Consider the following 16797-nt stretch of genomic DNA (forward strand, 5'->3'; position numbering starts at 1 on the left):
TGATCGTCGTCACGCCAGACGCCCCAGGTAGCATGCCCGTCATGCTCACCGAGGAGACCCGCGCCACTCTGGCCCAGCGACTGTGGGACGCCGAGACCGACGTCTCGCCGATCGCCCCGCTGACCGACGACTATCCGGACATGAATGCTGACGACGCGTTCGAGATCCAACTCGTCAACATTCGCCGCAAGCTCGACGCCGGTGCAGTCGTCACCGGCCACAAGGTGGGTCTGGCGTCCAAGGCGATGCAGGAGATGATGGGCGTCGACGAGCCCGACTACGGTCACCTGCTCGACACCATGGAGTATCCGGAGGGCGCGCCGATCGAGGCGGCGCGCTTCTGTTTCCCGCGCGTCGAGGTGGAGGTGGGCTTCATCTTGGGTGCTGACATCCCGCCGGAGGGGTGCTCGCAGGAGGAGGCCGCGGCGGCGATCGAGTGGGTCGTCCCGTCGATCGAGCTCATCGACTCCCGGATCCGCGACTGGAAGATCAAGCTGCCGGACACGATCGCGGACAACGCCTCGTCGTGCGGTTACGTCATCGGCCGGCAGCGCGTGCGTCTGGCGGACATCGACGTGGCCGCGATCGATGCGACGCTCTACAAGAACGGCGAGTTCCTCGCCTCGGGCCGCTCCGACGCGGTGTTGGGCAACCCGCTGAACTCGGTGGGATGGTTGGCCTCGACGGTCGCGAAATTCGGCGTCCGACTGCGCAAGGGCGACATCATCCTCCCGGGCACCGCCATTCGCGCGATGGACGCGACGCCGGGCGACACCTTCCGTGCGGAGTTCGCGGGCCTGGGCGACGTGACGATGGCGTTCCGCTAACGGTCCGAGCTCAGGGCGCGCCCGGCTGCCGCGGCCGCGCGGGTGACCAGCGGTTCGAGCCGGGCCAGGGCGCTCTCGTCCGCCGCGCTCGCGGACAGGGCAGCTACTGCCCGTGTGCCGCCGGCGCCCTCCTCGTCGTCGTCGAACACCGGCGCCGCCACGCAGTACAGCCCGGGGGTGAGCTCGGCGCGGTCCACCGCGCGCTTCTTCCGGCGGATCTCGCCGAGCTCCACCTCCAGCGCGTCGGGCGAGGTCAGTGTGGTCTCGGTCCACGCGATCATCGGCCACCGCGCGACGCGGCCGGCGGCATCCTCGTCGAACGCCAGCATCGCCTTTCCCACCCCCGTGCAGTACGCGGGTAGCCCGCCCCCGATCCGTGACGGTGACGGGATCGGGCGTGGGCCGTGCAGTTTGTTGAGATAGACCACCTCGTCCCCGTGCAGGGTGGCCAGGTGGACGGTCGCGCGCGTGGCCTCGAAGAGGTGCGCGAGGAACGGCGTGAGTGCCCGCCGAATCCGCTCATATTCAGGCGAGACGGGGATCGGGTCCAGTTCCTGGACCAGCGGCCCGAGCCGGTAGCGCTGGCCGATCCGCGTCACCGCGTCGTTGCGCTCGAGGGCGGTGAGCAATCGCAGCGCCGTGGACTTGGCCAGCCCCGTCTCCCGCGCTATCTCGCTCAGGGTCATCCCGGTGCCCGCCGCCGTCACACGCAGCACCTCGAAGGCGCGATCGACGGGGGAGGTGGGCGGCTCGGTCATGCGGTGAGTGTAGCGCGCGGGTCGGACACGCCGGGGTCGTTGAATCGAACGCTTGCGCTATTCCTGCGCGCCGATTAGGGTCGTATATACGTTCTACTGAGGCGGCGTGGGGGTGGTGAAGATGTCGGAAGCGAAGCCGTTGTTCGCCGTCTCCGATCCACTCGGCACTGCCGACATGAAGGCGGTCAGTGACGCGGCGCGGGCGGCGACGCTGGCACAGAACCGGGCCGGTGCCACGCGGTTGGAGGCCGCGCACATGCTCGTCCAGCAGTTCTCCCGCGCGGCGGAGGCGGAGGCAGCCGACGCGGAGCGCCGCGAGGCGTCGCCGCGGCCGGCCTATGCGCGGCTCGCTCCGGAGTCGCGGGCCCGGGACCATCTGGCGGCGGCGTGTCAGCTCACGTGCTGGCACGCCGAGCGACTGGTCACGGCCGGAGTGCAGATCCACTCCCGGCTGTCGCGCCTGAGGTCCTCGGTCGACCGGGGGTTGGTGCCCGAGCAACTAGCCATCGATATCGCCTGCAAGTTGGCTGGTGTGCCCGACTCGATCGTCTCCGACGTGGAGGACGAGTTGATGGCCGGTCTCACCGGAGACCTGGAGGGCGGGGACCGGCCGAGTCGCGACGCGGTGGACTCGCGGATCGACGAGCTCGTCGGCCGGTTCGACCCCGCCGGGGCGGAGGAGGCGGAGGCCGAGGCCCTCGCTTCCCGCAAGGTGCGGTTCCGGACCGGCCGCAACGGTATGACCGACCTCTTGGCGAAGCTGCCCCTGGCGGAGGCGGAGTTGTTGCGTGGGCGCATCGAAGCCGAGGCGCGCGCCGCGTCGGAGGACGGCGTTCCCGGGACGCTGGATCAGCTTCGGGCGGACGCCCTCGCGTCGCTGGCGGTGTACGCGAACAGCGGCGATCCGAGCGGCGCGGGCGATGATGGCGCGGGCAGCGGCGACGCGGTCAGCGGTGAAGTCGCGGATGAAGGAGCGATCGAGCTCGGCGATGTCCGAGCGGGCGCGGACCTGCCGCGGCCGTCGCTAGGTAACGCCGCGAACGCCGGGCAGGCGATCCGGATCAGCGTGATCACCGCGGCCGCGCAGGGGCTCCCCAACCGGGTCGAGTTCGTCCACGGCGCGTACAGCAGCTACAACTGGCTCTGCCAGCAGCTCCTGGAGGGCGACGACGCCAGCGTGCGCTTCGAGCTGATCGACCCCGCGCCCGGCGCCGTCGACTCGCCGGACCACGCACTGCGATACCTGATCAGCCCGGCCATGGCGGAGCGGATCCGCCTCCGGGACGGTACGTGCCGGCACCCGGGGTGTTCGGTGCCGGCGAAGGACTGCGACGTGGATCATGTGATCGCGTTCAACAAGCGCGATCCGGAACTCGGTGGCCCGACCCTCGAATGGAACCTCGTGTGCCTCTGCCGCAAGCACCACCGCGAGAAGACGTTCGGTACCAACGCCTACCGTCCCGGCCCGCTCGGTGAGCTGATCATCCTCACAGAGACCGGTCACCGGCACCGCACCAGACCACGGGGCCCGTTGGCCCGCGCCCGCGACGGTATTCGGGAACGGGCGTGGGAGGACTACGCCGACCGGCTGATCTCCGCGGACGGGTACATCACCAACCCGCCGGGGACGGAGCGGTCCCGCGGGCGACCCGCCTAGTAGACACCGCTGGCCCATGCAGTTGTTCCGTTGAGTGGCACAGCCGTTTGTGGCACGTGATCCCCGCGCATGACACTGCTCTCATGACAGAGAAGACCAAGCTCACAGCAGCGATCGTGGGGTCCGGCAACATCGGCACCGACCTCATGTACAAGCTTGAGCGCAGTGAGTACATCGAGCCCAAGTGGATGATCGGCATCGACGCCGAGTCCGAGGGTATGAAGCGCGCCGCCGAACACGGCCTCACCTGCATGGCCGGCGGCGCCGACGAACTGCTCGCCTCCATCGATGCCGGCGGCGAGAAGCCCGACCTCCTCTTCGAGGCCACCAGCGCGTACGTGCACAAGGAGTACGCGCCCAAGTACGAAGCCGCCGGCATCGTCGCCATCGACCTGACGCCCGCGGCCGTCGGTCCCATGGTCATCCCGCCCGCCAACCTCCGCGAGTACCTCGACGCGCCCAACACCAACATGGTCACGTGCGGCGGCCAGGCAACCATCCCGATGGTCCACGCCGTCTCATCGGTCGTCCCCGTCGACTACGCGGAGATCGTCGCCTCGGTGTCCAGCGAGTCCGCCGGCCCCGGCACCCGCGCCAACATCGACGAGTTCACTCAGACCACCAAGATGGCCATCGAGAAGGTCGGCGGCGCCAAGCAGGGCAAGGCCATCATCATCCTCAACCCGGCCGAGCCGCCCATGATCATGCGCGACACGATCTTCTGTTCGATCCCCGAGGACGCGGACCACGACCTCATCACCACCGCCATCCGCAAGCGCGAGAAGGAGATCCAGGAGTACGTGCCGGGCTACCGGCTGCTCCAGGAGCCGCAGTTCGACCCGCCCACCGAGATCACCGGCGGCATGGCCCGCGTGGCGATCTTCGCCGAGGTCGAGGGCGCGGGCGATTTCCTGCCGCCCTACGCCGGCAACCTCGACATCATGACCGCCGCCGCCGCGAAGGTGGGCGAAGAGATCGCCAAGAGCAAGCTCGGAGTGTGACAGACATGGACAAGACCAACCCGCTCAACGCACAGGCCCGCGCCTACAGCGACGAACTCGACATCCGTATCACCGACTCCTCTCTCCGCGACGGCTCCCACCACAAGCGCCACCAGTTCACGGTCGAGGACGTCCGCAACGTCGTCGCGGCTCTCGACGGTGCCGGCGTGCCGGTCATCGAGGTCACCCACGGCGACGGACTCGGCGGCGCGTCGTTCAACTACGGCTTCGCCAAGTCCTACGACCAGGAGCTCATCAAGGCGGCGGCGGAGACCGCCAAGCAGGCCAGGATCGCGTTCCTCACGCTGCCCGGGCTGGGCATCAAAGACGACATCCTCAAGGCGCGCGACAACGGCGGTTCCATCTGCCGCGTCGCCACGCACTGCACCGAGGCCGACGTCTCCATCCAACACTTCGGCTACGCACGGGAGCTCGGCCTCGAGACCGTCGGCTTCCTCATGATGAGCCACAGCCAGCCGCCGGAGGTGCTGGCCAAGCAGGCGCGCATCATGGCCGACGCCGGCTGTCAGTGCGTCTACATCGTCGACTCGGCCGGCGCGCTGGTCATGGACCAGGTCTCCGACCGTGTCTCCGCGCTCGTCGCGGAGCTCGGTGAGGACGCCCAGGTGGGTTTCCACGGCCACGAGAACCTCGACATCGGCGTGGGCAATTCGATCATGGCCATCCGCGCGGGTGCGCAGCAGATCGACGGCTCGACCCGCCGCTTCGGCGCGGGCGCGGGCAACACGCCTGTCGAGGCGCTCGTCGGGTGCTGCGACAAGCTCGATATCCGCACCGGCATCGACTTCTTCAAGATCGCCGACGCGGCCGAGGATGTCGTCCGTCCGCTCATGCCCACCGAGTGCGTCGTCGACCGCCAGGCCATGATGCTCGGCTACGCGGGCTGCTACTCGTCGTTCCTCAAGCACGCCGAGGGTCACGCGCAGCGCTACAACGTGCCCGCGTCGGAGATCCTCATCCGTGCCGGCGAGCGTCGTCTGGTCGGCGGCCAGGAGGACCAGCTCATCGACATCGCGTTGGAGATCCGGAAGGAACTGGCGAACGCCTGATCCTCGCCCCGCCCGCAGCAGCCGCGCACCTGATCCGGAAGGTGCGCGGCTGCGGTCGTGTCAGACCTTCTCCACCACGCTCGACACGGGGTCCAGGTCACCGCGCCCGGGGTCGTCGGCGGGGGAGAGTCCGACGACGACGACGACGGAGGCTACGCGCCCGCGAACGGAACGGATCGCCCGGACGATCTGACGCCGCCCGAGGATGCGGGTCGCGTAGACAGGTGCGAGCACGATCAACGGGTCGGCGTCGTGGGCGGTGGTCAGCACCGTGGACTCACTCGGAGTAGGAAACCTCGACGCGGTCGGTCTTGGGCAGGAGCTGACAGCTCAGGACGTAACCCTCTTCGACCTCCTCGGGGTCGAGGATCCCGTTGTGGATCATCTCGACCTCACCGGACTTGAGGATGCAGGCGCACGCGGAGCACTCGCCCTTGCGGCAGGAGAACGGCGCCTTGATGCCCTTGGAGAGCAGGACGTCGAGGAGGGGGGTCTGACGTGGCCAGGGCACCTCGTGCACCTCGTCGTCGAGCTCGACGATCGCGGTGGCCGGGCCGGCCCCGTCCTCGCCGGGGGAGTCGTCGATGACGATCTCCGCGAACGGGTCTCCCTCGATGGAGGAGAACACCTCGGTGTGGATGAGGTGCATGTCGGCGCCGGAGCGGCGCAGGCCGTTCTTGACGGTCTCCATGAACGGCGCGGGGCCACAGATGTAGGAGTGGCGCTTGGCGGCGACCGGCTGGAGGAGGTTGCCGATCATCTCGGCGGTGGGGATGCCGGAGACGGACTCGAGCCAGTGGACGACCGTGAGGCGGTCGGGGTTCTTGCGCTGCAGGTCCTGCAGCTCGTCCTTGAAGATGACCGAATTCTCGTCGCGGTTGGCGTACACCATGACGATGTGGCCGGTGCCCTGCGCGAGCGCGGACTTGAGGATCGACATCACCGGGGTGATGCCGGATCCGGCGGCCAGGAGGATGAAGTCCTGGTCGAGGTTCTTGGGGGTGAAGATGCCGGACGGTGCGAGCACGTGCATGCTCATGCCGGCCGCGGCGTTGTCGCACAGCCAGTTGGAGCCGTAGCCGTCGATCGTGCGCTTGACGGTCACCTTGAGACGGGCGTCCTCGGTGGGGGAGCTCGACAGGGAGTAGCAGCGCGCGACGGAACCCGTCCGGTCGCTCGGGATCCGCAGGGTGAGGAACTGCCCCGGGGTGTACCTGAAGTCGTCTTCGCCGCCTGCGGGGATGTCGAAGACGATCGACTTGGCGTCGGCGGTCTCCTCGATCACGTCTGCGATCGTGAGTGCGCGGACGAAGGAGCCGAGCTGTGGGGTGTCGGTCATGGATGCGGAGCCTATCGCTTTGATACGCGGGGGACGGGGGTCGCAGGGCACTGTCGCAGACGGCGGCGACCTCCACCGAGCGCTTCCCACTCAGTGGAAGTCCTGTGCCGTTGCGGTGTCACTCGGGGACGAACAGCGGGTTGACCATGTGTTCGTCGTCGGCCGGGTCCACGCCCTCGGAGATGGTCAGCAGACCCTCCGCGTAGGCGTAGCGGATGCTCGCCAGCATCCGGGGGCAGGTGTCCTCACCCTCCGGCCGTTCGCCGCCCGCGCGCCAGTCGGTGAGTACGGGGCACGTGCGGTCGCTGCCCTCGGTCCACTGGATGGACGTGTGCTTCTCGCTGTTCTTGCGAACCGAGACGCACGCCCCGCAGCTACGGCACTCGACGGGTTGGAAGCCCGCTCGTGTGTAGGTCTCGCGGTCGAGGTCGGTGTACGAGTGGAGTCGCGCGGCGCGCGCCGGGTCGGTGTCGTCCCAGGTCGGCGCGCGCCGCGCGTCGTTCTTCTTGAACATCAGTTCTGCGACCGGGTGGCGCCCGCCTCGCCGGCGACCTCTGCCATGCCGGTGTACTGGGTCTGCTCGTCGGAGATCTCGGCCTCACCGGCCTCCTGCCTGCGCATGTTCTCGGCGACCTCCTTCTCCCAGTACTGGTTGGCGGCGGTGGTGTCGACCTCGAACTCGAAGCGCTCGGTCATCTCCGGCGTCACCTTGTCGCGGTCCACGTAGAACTGCTCGTACCAGCGGCGGAGCTGGTAGACGGGGCCGTCCTCCTCGCAGAGGAGCGGGTTGGCGATCTGGGACTTGCGCTGCCAGATGCGGACGTCCTGGAGGAAGCCCTCGCCGAAGAAGGTCGCGATCTTGGCGGCCATCTTCTCGGAGGTGGCGTCGTCGAAGCCCCGGGGCTTCTTGACCGACAGCCCGTACATCAGCACGAACGAGTTCTGGTCGATCGGGTAGTGGCAGTTGATGAGGATGGCCTCAGTTTCGAAGCCGCCGTACATCTGCTTGAGCGGGTTGATCATGTACGCCGGGCCGAAGTAGGAGGCCTCGGATTCGAGCAGCGTGTCCCCGTACTTTCCGCCGGACGGGTCGTGGTCGGGACGCCCCTTGGTGTTGAGGTACTGGGTCGCCTTCTGGCCCTCGAAGACGTTCTTGAAGTAGGTCGGGAAGGCGTAGTGGATGTAGTAGAAGTGCGCCATGTCGACCACGTTGTCGACGATCTCCATGCAGTTGGACCCCTCGATCACGAGGCGGTTCCACTGCCAGTCGGTCCACTCGCCGGTCTCGTACTCGGGGATCGCGGGGATGGCGTCCTCGGGCTGCGGCGGTTTGCCCTCGTGGTCGTGCCACACGAAGACCTGGCCGGACTGGACGTTGGTGATCCAGGAGCGGGTCTTGGCGCGCAGGGGCACGCGCTTGGCGTACGGGATGCCCTTGCACTTGCCGTCGCCGCCCCAGCGCCAGTCGTGGAAAGGGCAGGCGATGTTGCCGTCCTTGATGGAGCCGTCGGACAGGTCCCCACCCAGGTGGCGGCAGTAGGCGTCGAGGACGTTGATCTCGCCCTCGTCGTTCGCCCACACCACGAGCTTGGTGCCGAAGGCCTGGATGGAGTGGGGCTCGCCGTCGGTGAACTCCTTGGCGGTGCCGATGCAGTGCCATCCGCGCGCGTACCGATCCCGGACCTCGCCGGTATCGATTTCGCGGACGGCTCCGGGGGCCGAACCGGGTGCGGTCATGATGATCCTCCTGAGTGGCGCGAGCCGTATGAGAACAGGTTATAGAATGAGGTGGCGGGCCACAACCAGGGAGCGTTCGTGCTGGCACGGGGTGCCAGGGTGTTCCGCCTGCTAGGGGTTGCCTGGTGCAAAACTGTAACGTGTTCTAGCCTAGACCGCATCACTCCCACGCACTGCCAGAGAGGTACACATGAGCGAGTACGCCTCCCACGAGGTCATCGACCGCATCAAGGCCCTGCTGCCCGGTTTCGCCGAGCGCGCCCAGGAGACCGAGGACCTGCGCAAGGTCCACCCGCAGAACATCGCGGAGCTCGATGAGGCCGGCTTCTTCAGGCTCTGTCAGCCGGCCCAGTGGGGCGGCTACGAGGCGGACATGGAAACCTTCTACACCGCCGCCATGACGATCGCGACCGCGTGCCCGTCCACCGGTTGGTGCGCGAGCATCCTCGGCATTCACAACTGGCACCTGGCGCTGTTCCCGCAGCAGGCACAGGAGGACGTCTGGGGCGAGGACCCGACCGTGCGGATTTCGTCGTCGTACGCCCCGATGGGCGCGGCCAAGAAGACCGACGACGGGCTGGTGCTCAACGGCAAGTGGTCGTGGTCCTCGGGAAGTGACCACGCCGACTGGGTCTTCGTCGGCGGTCCGGTCCTCGACGAGAACGACAAGATCGTGGACTTCTGCACCTTCCTGGTCGAGAAGTCCCAGTACGAGATCGTCGACGTGTGGCACGTCGTCGGCCTCAAGGGCACCGGGTCCAACGACATCGTCGTCTCCGACGCGCTGATCCCCGAGCACCGTGTCCTGTCCTTCGGTCTCATGGCCGCCACCAAGGCGCCGGGGCTCGAGGTCAACACCAACCCGATCTACAAGATGCCGTGGGGCACCATCCATCCCACCACCATCTCCACGCCGATCGTCGGCATGGCGTTCGGTTGCTACGACGTCCACCGCTCACACCAGCAGGAACGGGTCCGCGCCGCGTTCGGGACCAAGGTCAAGGACGACCCGTTCGCGAAGGTCCGTCTGGCCGAGGCCGCCGGCGACATCGACGCCGCGTGGCTGCAGCTCATGCGCAACGTGCGTGAGGAGCAGGACCTCATAAGTGCCGGGGATTTACCGGGCATGGACATCCGCACGCGCGCTCGCCGCGACCAGGTCCGCGCCACGCAACGCGCGATCGACGCGATCGGGCTGCTGTTCCAGAACTCCGGTGCCCGCGCGCTCGAGGTGAGCTCGCCGATCCAGCGGTTCTGGCGCGACGCCAACGCGGGTAGGGTCCACGCCGCCAACGAGGCGACGAAGGCGTACATCATGTATGGGCAGAACGAGTTCGGCGAGAAGGTCACCGACTCGATGGTCTGATCCGTCGTCGGCGGATCGAGAGGACTGGCATTTATGGCGATCAGCAGTTTCGGGTACGTCCGGGTCTTCGCCACGGACATGGACGCCTGGCGCGAGTACGGCACCAAGGTTCTGGGCTTCGTCGTGGGCTCGGGCGAGGACCCCGACGCCCTCTACTTCCGGATGGATGACCATCCGCACCGGTGGATCATCGTCCCCGGCGGGGAGGACGAGCTCTCCGCGGTCGGCTGGGAGTGCGCCAATGAGGGCGAGTTCGAGGACGTCAAGCGGCGCCTCGACGCGGCCGGGGTGCCGTGGGAGGATGCGCCGGCCGAGGTCAAGCGTGACCGCGAGGTGCGCGGGCTGATCACCTGCCAGGACCCGGCCGGGTTCACGCTGGAGATCTACCACACCATCGCGCTGCAGCACCGGCGCATCCCGACGCCGTACGGCCACGAGTTCGTGACCGGCGACCAGGGCGCGGGCCACATCGTGCTGTCCACGCCGGACGAGGCCGCCGCGCTCGAGTTCTACAGGGACGTGCTGGGCTTCTCCCTGCGCGACTCGATGAGCCTGCCGCCGGAGATCGTCGGCCGCCCGGCCGACGGCGAGCCGGCGTGGCTCCGGTTCCTCGGGTGCAACCCGCGCCACCACTCGCTCGCGTTCACGCCGTTTCCCAACCCGACCGGGATCATCCACCTCATGGTGGAGGTCGGTACGGCGGACGACGTCGGGCTGGCGCTCGACCGGGCCATGCGCAAGAAGATCCGGTTGTCGGCCTCGCTCGGGCGGCACGTCAACGACAAGATGCTGAGTTTCTACATGAAGACGCCCGGCGGCTTCGACTGCGAGTACGGCTGCGAGGGCCAGCAGGTGGAGGACGACGAGAAGTGGGTCGCCCGCGAGTCCACGGCCGTGAGCCTGTGGGGTCACGACTTCTCCGTCGGCCACAAGTAGTTGCCTAGGCTGGGCCCCGTACCCCCGCGGGGCCCGGCCGTCGACGCGCCCACCCCGACGATCTTCAGTCCAGGAAGGACCGACCCCCATGAGCAGCACCGACGAACGCCCGAAGGGGCAGTCCTTCAGCAGCCGTGAACTGCGTGACGCGCTGGGCCAGTTCTGTACGGGCATCACCGTCATCACCGCGGTCGAGGACGACAAGCCGGTGGGCTTCGCGTGCCAGTCGTTCTCGGCGTTGTCGCTGGAGCCGCCGCTCGTGCTGTTCTGCCCGATGAAGACGTCGGGGTCGTGGAAGGGCATCGAGAAGGCGGGCCGGTTCGCGGTGAACATTCTCTCCGAGGACCAGGAGGACGTCTCCTCGACGTTCGGCCGCCGCGGGGACGACAAGTTCGCCGAGATCGACTGGGGACCGAGCCCACTCGGTTCGCCGGTGATCAAGGGCGTCATGGCGTGGTTGGACTGCGAGATCGACCAGGTCCTCGACGGCGGGGACCACTGGATCGTGCTTGGTCGGGTCGACAACCTCGGCCCGACCAAGCGGGACATCCGCCCGCTGCTGTTCTACCGCGGCGCCTACCTCAGCATCGAGGAAGACGTCGTGGATCCGACGCCCGAGCAGGAGGAGTTGGCCAACTTCATCACCTCTGCCGACAGTTACACCTGGCTGTGAGCGGGGTGACCGGGCCGCTGGCGAAGGCGCTGGCGGATGCGGAGGAGGTCATCCGGTCGGCGCCGCACGTGCGCACCGACGAGGACGTGGCCGAGGGACTCGAGTACCTGCTCGGGACGATCCGCGGGGCGATAGAAACGGGCCAGCACCGCGGACGCACGCACCCGCAGTTGTTCGAGGCGACGGGCCCGTACACCAAGATGGGACTGGATAACCCGGACACGCTGTACTACTACGCCAACCTCGCCGACGGCGCGGAGTACGCCATCGAAGGCCGCCGCGGCACCACGGCGGACCTGTCGTTCCAGGTCATGGCGGGGACGTACTCGGCCGACGAGCGCGCCGCGTCGCACGCGGCGTTCGACGACCGTCGTCTTGAGATCGACGAGCGGGGACGGTATGGCTTCCGCCTGGGACCGGCGAGGTACGAAGACGACGAGGGCGACCCCGGCTACGTGGTGCTGCACCCTGGGTCGTCGATGATCGCCGTCCGCGAGGTGTTCTCCGACTGGAGCCGGGAGGAGGCCGGGTCGGCGATCATCCGCAGACTCGATACGGTCGGCACCGCGCCGGAACCCGTCTCGCTCGCGGGGCAGGAGAAGTTCTATGCCAAGCTCGCCGAGGCGCTCGTCGGGCGGCTGCAGACGTGGCTGGCCTTCCCCGGTTGGTTCTTCGGCGAGCAGCCGCGCAATACTCTCAACGTGCCCCGGCAGACCCCGGGGGGGCTCACCACCCAGTTCTCGTCCGCCGGGATCTTCGAGCTCGGCCCGGACGAGGCGATCGTCATCTCGGTGCCCGATGCCGGCGTGCCGTACCAGGGCTTCCAGCTGGGCAGTATGTGGTACGCCTCGCTGGAATACGTGCACCACCAGACGAGTCTCACCGCGGACCAGGCGCAGGTCACCTCCGACGGGCTCATCCACCTGGTGGTGTCCGAGCGCGATCCCGGGCTGGCCAACTGGGTCGAGACGCTCGGCCGCCGAGAGGGCATCATGCAGTTCCGGTGGCAGCGGACCGACGGGCCCATCGGCCCGGAGCTCGGCCCCACGATGAAGGTCATACCGTTCGACCGGGTGCCCGACGAGGTCCCGTGCCACGACGAGTTGAGCGTGACCGGGGAGCAGTGGCGTGAGCGGATCGCCGCGCGTCAGCAGGCGTTCGCCCGGCGCGGATTGTCGTGAGAAGGGGACTGTCGTGAGAAGGGGACTGTCGTGAGCGTTGAAGACCGGGTCCACGTCGGGACCGTCGACGATCTCCACGCCAGCGCCTCGCGCACCGTGGGGCTCGAGGACTTCGGCGACGGCGAGGACCGCCACCGGGAGGCTCTGGGCGTTCTGCTCGATTCCCTGCACTCGGACGCGGGGCTGACCCCAGCCGGGAGCAAGTACTGGCGCTCCGTGCTCAAGGGAGCGCTGACCGCGAGGCTCCTGTCGACGTCGGCCCTCGCGTCCGACCCCGCGGGAGCGGAGGTGGCGATCGAGCGGCCCGTCGTCGTCACCGGGTTGCCCCGGACCGGCACCACGGCGTTGCACCGGCTCCTGGGAGCCGACCCGGCCAACCAGGGGCTCGAGCTGTGGTTGACCGAGGTCCCGCAGCCACGGCCCCCGCGCGAGACGTGGGAGGACGACCCCGCCTACGTCGGCCTGCGCGACCTGTACTCCGGATTCATGGCCGAGAACCCCGACTACGGCGGTGTGCACTACCTCTCCGCCGACGACCTCGAGGAGTGCTGGCAGCTGCTGCGGCAGTCGCTGACCTCGGTGTCGTACGAATGCCTGGCGCGGCTCGACGGCTACTCGCAGTGGCTGACCGGCGTCGACTGGGTGCCCGCGTACCGCCGGCACGAGCGCAACCTGCAGCTCATCGGGGGAGGCGACCCCGACCGGCGCTGGGTGCTCAAGAACCCCAGTCACCTGTTCGCGCTCGACGCGCTGCTCGAGGTGTACCCCGACGCGGTGGTGGTGCAGACGCACCGCGACCCGCGGAAGTCGATGGCGTCGATGTGCTCGCTCGCGCACCGGACGGCCGCCGACTGGTCCACGCGCTTCACCCCGGAGTACATCGGCTCCTCGCAGCTGGACCTGTGGGCACGGGGGGTCGAGACGTTCGACGCCGCCCGCGCCCAGCACGAGGCGGACCCGGCGTCGAGGGCGACGTTCGTCGACGTCGACCACCACGAGTTGATGGACGACCCCGCCGGCGTGGTCGAGCATGTATACGCCGCGGCGGGCACGGAGCTGTCGGAGGACGTGCGCGCGGCCGTGGTCGCGGAGAACGAGCGGAGCCTCTCCGGGGACCGGGCGCCCGCTCACCGCTACACGCTCGCCGACTACGGCCTCAGCGAGGAGCGGATCGCCGAGCGCTTCGCCGGATACCGGGGGCTCGACGCCTGACGCTCAGAGGTACTCGGCGACCGCCTCGATGACGCGGTCGGCGACCTCGCGGGTGCAGACGAGCAGATCGGGGAACTCGATCTCCTCGACGTTGTAAACCAGTTCGCTGCCGTCCAGGGCGCTGGCGTGCAGGCCGCGCTGCTGCACCACTCCGACGGTCGCGGCGGAGTCCCACTGGTGGTGACCGCTGGTGTGGATGTACGCGTCGCACTCGCCCTCGAGCACGGTGGCGGTCTTGCCGCCGCCGGACCCGAGGTGCACGAGGGACGCGTCGAGTTTGGCGGCGAGATCCTCGGCGAACGCGGGCGGCTCGGCCTCGGAGACGGCGATGCGCAGACGGGTGTCATCGCGGGGCGGCACGAGAGGCCCGGGCCGGGGGCCGCGGATGATCGACATCGGCTGGTACGTGGTGGCGCCGCGTCCGGTGAGGACCCTGCCGTAGGCGGGCATGGCGATCGCGCAGGCGGTGATCCCGCCGACGCCCTCGGGGCCGGACTCCCACAGCGCGACGTGCACGGCCCAGTCGGGGCGCCCCTCGGTCACGTAGGAGCGCATCCCGTCGAGGGGGTCGACGAACCACACCCGGTCGGCCTCCAGCCGGGCGCGGGAGTCGGGGTCCCACTCGCCATACACGAGGTCATCGGGCCGCGCGACCGCGAGGCGGTCGAGGATGACGGACCGGGCCTCGCCCTCGGCGAACTCGCCCAGATCTTCGGGCGCCACCCTGGAGACCCGGAGGTCGGTGAGCAGGCGTCCGGCCTGGGCCGCGAGGTCCTCGGCCGACCGCTGGTCATTGGTCCGTCCATGCGCGGGGAAGGGGGTCATGCGGCCGATTCTAGAGGCCCCGCCTACATGCCCGCCGCCACCTCGAGCGCGGAGAGGAGCTCGTGGGGCTGCCCGAGCAGCTGCGCCGTGCCGTGCGCCCGCTTGAAGTACAGGTGCGCGTCGTACTCCCAGGTGATGCCGACGCCACCGTGGAGCTGGATCGACTCCCCGGAGATCCACTGCAGTGCCTCCGAGCAGTAGACCTTGGCGGCGGCCGCCTCGATCTCCGCGGCGAAGGCGGCCTCGTCGGCGTCGGGTCCGTCGCCGAGGGCCTGGAACTGCGCCACCAGCGCGGCGGCGGAGTAGGACAGCGAGCGGGCGGTCTCGACTTTGACGTACATGTCGGCCATGCGGTGCTTGAGCGCCTGGAACGAGCCGATGACCCGGCCGAACTGCTTGCGCTCCTGCGTGTACTGCACGGTCGAGTCCAGCACGGCGCGCGCGGCGCCGACCTGCTCGGCGGAGATCGCCGCCCACGCCGCCGCGCGCAGGCGCGACAGGAAGCTCGGCCGGGTCGCGATCGCGGTCGCGCTGGCGCCGTCGAACTCCACGCGTGACAGGGTGCGGGTGGGGTCCATGACCGGTACGCGGGTGATGGTGACCCCGTCGGCGTCGGCGGGCAGCTCGAACAGCCCCACGGTGTCGCCCGCGACGGCCACGACCAGCAGCGTCGCGGCGGTGTCGGCGCCGAGCACGTGGTGGGCGGTGCCGGACAGCGTCGCGCTCGCCGCCTCGGGTCCCCCGTCCGCGCGGACGCCCGGTGTGGCCCAGCCGTCGCGGCCGGCCCAGCACAGCGCGGCCACCTCGCCGGCGGCGATGCCGGGCAGCAGGCGCGCGCACGCGGCCTCGTCGCCGGAGGCGAGCACGGCCTGGGCGGCGAGGACGGCGGAGCCGAGCATCGGCGACGGAGTGAGGCGGCGGCCCAGCTCCTCGCACACCAGGTGCGTCTCGACCCAGGTCGCCCCGGCGCCGTCGTAGTCCTCGGGCACGGACAGGGCGGCGGCACCGATCTGGTCGACCAGCGTCGACCACAGGGCGGGGTCGTACCCGTCGGCAGAGGCGAACGCCGCGCGGACCGCCGCGGAATCGGACTTCTTCTCCAGCAGCGCGGCCACCGACTGGCGCAGGGCGGCCTGCTCCTCGGTGTCCACGCCGGGGGAGGCGGTCGCCGGGGCGGCAGGGGCGCTCATCGGGCCGCCCCCGCGGCGTCGGCGGGGGCCGCGGAGCCCGCGCGCAGCGAGTCCAGGACCCGGCCGCGGTGGTAGCTCTGCGTGCCCCACGCGGTCTGCAGGGCGCGGGTCTTGGTCAGCCACAGGCCGAGGTCGTGCTCGAGCGTGTAGCCGATCGCGCCGTGGACCTGCAGGGCGGTGCGGGCGGACAGGTAGGCGGCGTCGGCCACGGCCACGCGGGCGGCGGAGACGTCGCGGACCGCGGCGCCGGGGTCGCCGGGGTTCTCGGCGATCGCCAGGGCTCCGGCCCACAGCAGCGGGCGGGCCATCTCCAGCGCGATCGCGACCTCGGCGAGCTGGTGCTTGAGCGCCTGGTACTCGCCGATGAGCTTGCCGTACTGCTTGCGCTGCTTGGCGTAGTCGACGCTCGTCGTGAGCATGGCCTGGCCGAGCCCCTGGAGCTGGGCCGCGGTGCCGAGGGCCCCGTGGTTGACGAGGTCCGTGGTGCTCACCGCCGCCGCGCGGGCCCCGGCGGTCGGCGTGGCCACCGTGCGGGCCCGGTCGACCGAGCGACGGGTCTCTCCGGCCTCGGCCGTGAACACCTCGTCGTCGGACACCGCCCACAGGTACTGCGCGACGTGGGGGTCCGGCGCGAACGGCGACACCCCGGGCGCGGCGACGGACGCGAGCGCGCCGCCGGCGATCTCGCCGGCCACGTCCCCGGCGTCGGAGTCGCCACCGAGCGCGGCGGCGATGCGCGGCGCGACCATGACGGTCTCCACGACGGGGCCCGGCACCGCGTGGCGGCCCAGGACCTCGAGCGCGACCACGGCCTCCACCGCGGTGGCCCCGGCACCGCCGGCGGCCTCGTCGACGAGCAGGGCGGCGGCGCCCGTCTCGGCGACGCGTCCCCACACGGCGGTGCCGGGGGCGGTGTCGCCGTCAGCCCAGGCGCGGATCACCGCGGGCATGTCGGACTTGGCCAGCAGGGAGTCGATGCTGCCGGCGAAGTCGATGATCTCGGGATCGAGTGCGAACTGCATGAT

General features: G+C 69.6%; 17 protein-coding genes. 9 read left to right on the forward strand and 8 right to left on the reverse strand.

The genetic code is table 11. The annotated features are described in order from the left end of the window. Positions 1-41 precede the first annotated feature (41 nt). A complete protein-coding gene (locus VYL96_RS03165) occupies positions 42-827 on the forward strand; it encodes a 2-keto-4-pentenoate hydratase (protein ID WP_207913563.1) in 786 nt (261 codons plus the stop codon). On the opposite strand, the gene VYL96_RS03170 is transcribed toward VYL96_RS03165, so the two are convergent. After that, complete coding sequence (locus VYL96_RS03170) at positions 824-1585, reverse strand: IclR family transcriptional regulator (RefSeq protein WP_131885701.1); 762 nt, start codon at positions 1583-1585, stop codon at positions 824-826. The genes VYL96_RS03165 and VYL96_RS03170 overlap by 4 nt on opposite strands. Before the next feature lie 121 nt (positions 1586-1706). Between VYL96_RS03170 and VYL96_RS03175 the strand changes: the two genes are divergently transcribed. The 3 genes from VYL96_RS03175 to dmpG all read left to right on the forward strand — a co-directional run bounded on the left by VYL96_RS03175 (position 1707) and on the right by dmpG (position 5313). Next, positions 1707-3242, forward strand: a complete 1536-nt coding sequence (locus VYL96_RS03175) for an HNH endonuclease signature motif containing protein (protein WP_165928474.1) — start codon at positions 1707-1709, stop codon at positions 3240-3242. Between the two features lie 83 nt (positions 3243-3325). Next, positions 3326-4243, forward strand: a complete 918-nt coding sequence (locus VYL96_RS03180) for an acetaldehyde dehydrogenase (acetylating) (RefSeq protein WP_131885702.1) — start codon at positions 3326-3328, stop codon at positions 4241-4243. 5 nt (positions 4244-4248) lie between these two features. After that, entirely contained in the window at positions 4249-5313 is a 1065-nt protein-coding gene (gene dmpG, locus VYL96_RS03185; RefSeq protein ID WP_131885703.1) for a 4-hydroxy-2-oxovalerate aldolase, read from the forward strand. Positions 5314-5373: 60 nt separating this feature from the next. Here dmpG and VYL96_RS03190 read toward each other — a convergent pair whose 3' ends face one another. The 4 genes from VYL96_RS03190 to VYL96_RS03205 form a co-directional block, all read right to left on the reverse strand. Continuing rightward, complete coding sequence (locus VYL96_RS03190) at positions 5374-5583, reverse strand: hypothetical protein (protein WP_131885704.1); 210 nt, start codon at positions 5581-5583, stop codon at positions 5374-5376. Between the two features lie 7 nt (positions 5584-5590). Beyond that, positions 5591-6652 carry a ferredoxin--NADP reductase gene (locus tag VYL96_RS03195; RefSeq protein ID WP_061227425.1) on the reverse strand — a complete coding sequence of 354 codons (1062 nt, stop codon included), beginning with the start codon at positions 6650-6652 and terminating at the stop codon, positions 5591-5593. 118 nt (positions 6653-6770) lie between these two features. After that, on the reverse strand, positions 6771-7166 hold the full coding sequence (locus VYL96_RS03200) for a hypothetical protein (protein ID WP_061227424.1): 396 nt from the start codon (positions 7164-7166) through the stop codon (positions 6771-6773). After that, positions 7166-8389: a 3-ketosteroid-9-alpha-monooxygenase, oxygenase component gene (locus VYL96_RS03205; RefSeq protein ID WP_061227423.1), complete on the reverse strand. Its 1224-nt coding sequence runs from the start codon at positions 8387-8389 to the stop codon at positions 7166-7168. Before VYL96_RS03205 ends, VYL96_RS03200 begins: the two co-directional genes overlap by 1 nt. A gap of 190 nt (positions 8390-8579) precedes the next feature. Here VYL96_RS03205 and hsaA point away from each other — a divergent pair, with 190 nt between their 5' ends. The 5 genes from hsaA (at position 8580) to VYL96_RS03230 (ending at position 13757) form a co-directional block, all read left to right on the forward strand. Continuing rightward, positions 8580-9755 carry a 3-hydroxy-9,10-secoandrosta-1,3,5(10)-triene-9,17-dione monooxygenase oxygenase subunit gene (gene hsaA / locus VYL96_RS03210; protein ID WP_131885705.1) on the forward strand — a complete coding sequence of 392 codons (1176 nt, stop codon included), beginning with the start codon at positions 8580-8582 and terminating at the stop codon, positions 9753-9755. A gap of 33 nt (positions 9756-9788) precedes the next feature. Next, positions 9789-10691, forward strand: a complete 903-nt coding sequence (hsaC, locus tag VYL96_RS03215) for an iron-dependent extradiol dioxygenase HsaC (protein ID WP_061227421.1) — start codon at positions 9789-9791, stop codon at positions 10689-10691. Positions 10692-10779: 88 nt separating this feature from the next. Continuing rightward, entirely contained in the window at positions 10780-11364 is a 585-nt protein-coding gene (hsaB, locus tag VYL96_RS03220) for a 3-hydroxy-9,10-secoandrosta-1,3,5(10)-triene-9,17-dione monooxygenase reductase subunit (RefSeq protein WP_061227420.1), read from the forward strand. Next, complete coding sequence (locus tag VYL96_RS03225; RefSeq protein WP_109148481.1) at positions 11361-12545, forward strand: hypothetical protein; 1185 nt, start codon at positions 11361-11363, stop codon at positions 12543-12545. The genes hsaB and VYL96_RS03225 overlap by 4 nt, the downstream gene beginning before the upstream one ends. A 30-nt stretch (positions 12546-12575) precedes the next feature. Beyond that, positions 12576-13757, forward strand: a complete 1182-nt coding sequence (locus VYL96_RS03230) for a sulfotransferase family protein (protein WP_109148482.1) — start codon at positions 12576-12578, stop codon at positions 13755-13757. A gap of 3 nt (positions 13758-13760) precedes the next feature. Here the strand turns inward: VYL96_RS03230 and VYL96_RS03235 are convergent, their stop codons facing one another. The 3 genes from VYL96_RS03235 to VYL96_RS03245 are packed head-to-tail and all read right to left on the reverse strand — an operon-like array spanning position 13761 to position 16794. After that, complete coding sequence (locus tag VYL96_RS03235) at positions 13761-14582, reverse strand: inositol monophosphatase family protein (RefSeq protein ID WP_109148483.1); 822 nt, start codon at positions 14580-14582, stop codon at positions 13761-13763. Between the two features lie 23 nt (positions 14583-14605). Continuing rightward, the gene (locus VYL96_RS03240) at positions 14606-15772 is read right to left on the reverse strand and encodes an acyl-CoA dehydrogenase family protein (protein WP_061227416.1); all 1167 of its coding nucleotides are present in this window, start codon (positions 15770-15772) and stop codon (positions 14606-14608) included. Further along, a complete protein-coding gene (locus VYL96_RS03245; protein WP_061227415.1) occupies positions 15769-16794 on the reverse strand; it encodes an acyl-CoA dehydrogenase family protein in 1026 nt (341 codons plus the stop codon). The genes VYL96_RS03240 and VYL96_RS03245 overlap by 4 nt, the downstream gene beginning before the upstream one ends. Between the last annotated feature and the right edge of the window lie 3 nt (positions 16795-16797).

This window comes from Dietzia maris (assembly GCF_036287335.1).
Taxonomy (GTDB): domain Bacteria; phylum Actinomycetota; class Actinomycetes; order Mycobacteriales; family Mycobacteriaceae; genus Dietzia; species Dietzia cinnamea.

Coding starts and splice junctions, on each gene's coding strand:
- VYL96_RS03165 (WP_207913563.1), top strand. CDS start 42: ATGCTCACCGAGGAGACCCGCGCCACTCTGGCCCAGCGACTGTGGGAC.
- VYL96_RS03170 (WP_131885701.1), bottom strand. CDS start 1,585: ATGACCGAGCCGCCCACCTCCCCCGTCGATCGCGCCTTCGAGGTGCTG.
- VYL96_RS03175 (WP_165928474.1), top strand. CDS start 1,707: ATGTCGGAAGCGAAGCCGTTGTTCGCCGTCTCCGATCCACTCGGCACT.
- VYL96_RS03180 (WP_131885702.1), top strand. CDS start 3,326: ATGACAGAGAAGACCAAGCTCACAGCAGCGATCGTGGGGTCCGGCAAC.
- dmpG (WP_131885703.1), top strand. CDS start 4,249: ATGGACAAGACCAACCCGCTCAACGCACAGGCCCGCGCCTACAGCGAC.
- VYL96_RS03195 (WP_061227425.1), bottom strand. CDS start 6,652: ATGACCGACACCCCACAGCTCGGCTCCTTCGTCCGCGCACTCACGATC.
- VYL96_RS03200 (WP_061227424.1), bottom strand. CDS start 7,166: ATGTTCAAGAAGAACGACGCGCGGCGCGCGCCGACCTGGGACGACACC.
- VYL96_RS03205 (WP_061227423.1), bottom strand. CDS start 8,389: ATGACCGCACCCGGTTCGGCCCCCGGAGCCGTCCGCGAAATCGATACC.
- hsaA (WP_131885705.1), top strand. CDS start 8,580: ATGAGCGAGTACGCCTCCCACGAGGTCATCGACCGCATCAAGGCCCTG.
- hsaC (WP_061227421.1), top strand. CDS start 9,789: ATGGCGATCAGCAGTTTCGGGTACGTCCGGGTCTTCGCCACGGACATG.
- hsaB (WP_061227420.1), top strand. CDS start 10,780: ATGAGCAGCACCGACGAACGCCCGAAGGGGCAGTCCTTCAGCAGCCGT.
- VYL96_RS03235 (WP_109148483.1), bottom strand. CDS start 14,582: ATGACCCCCTTCCCCGCGCATGGACGGACCAATGACCAGCGGTCGGCC.
- VYL96_RS03240 (WP_061227416.1), bottom strand. CDS start 15,772: ATGAGCGCCCCTGCCGCCCCGGCGACCGCCTCCCCCGGCGTGGACACC.
- VYL96_RS03245 (WP_061227415.1), bottom strand. CDS start 16,794: ATGCAGTTCGCACTCGATCCCGAGATCATCGACTTCGCCGGCAGCATC.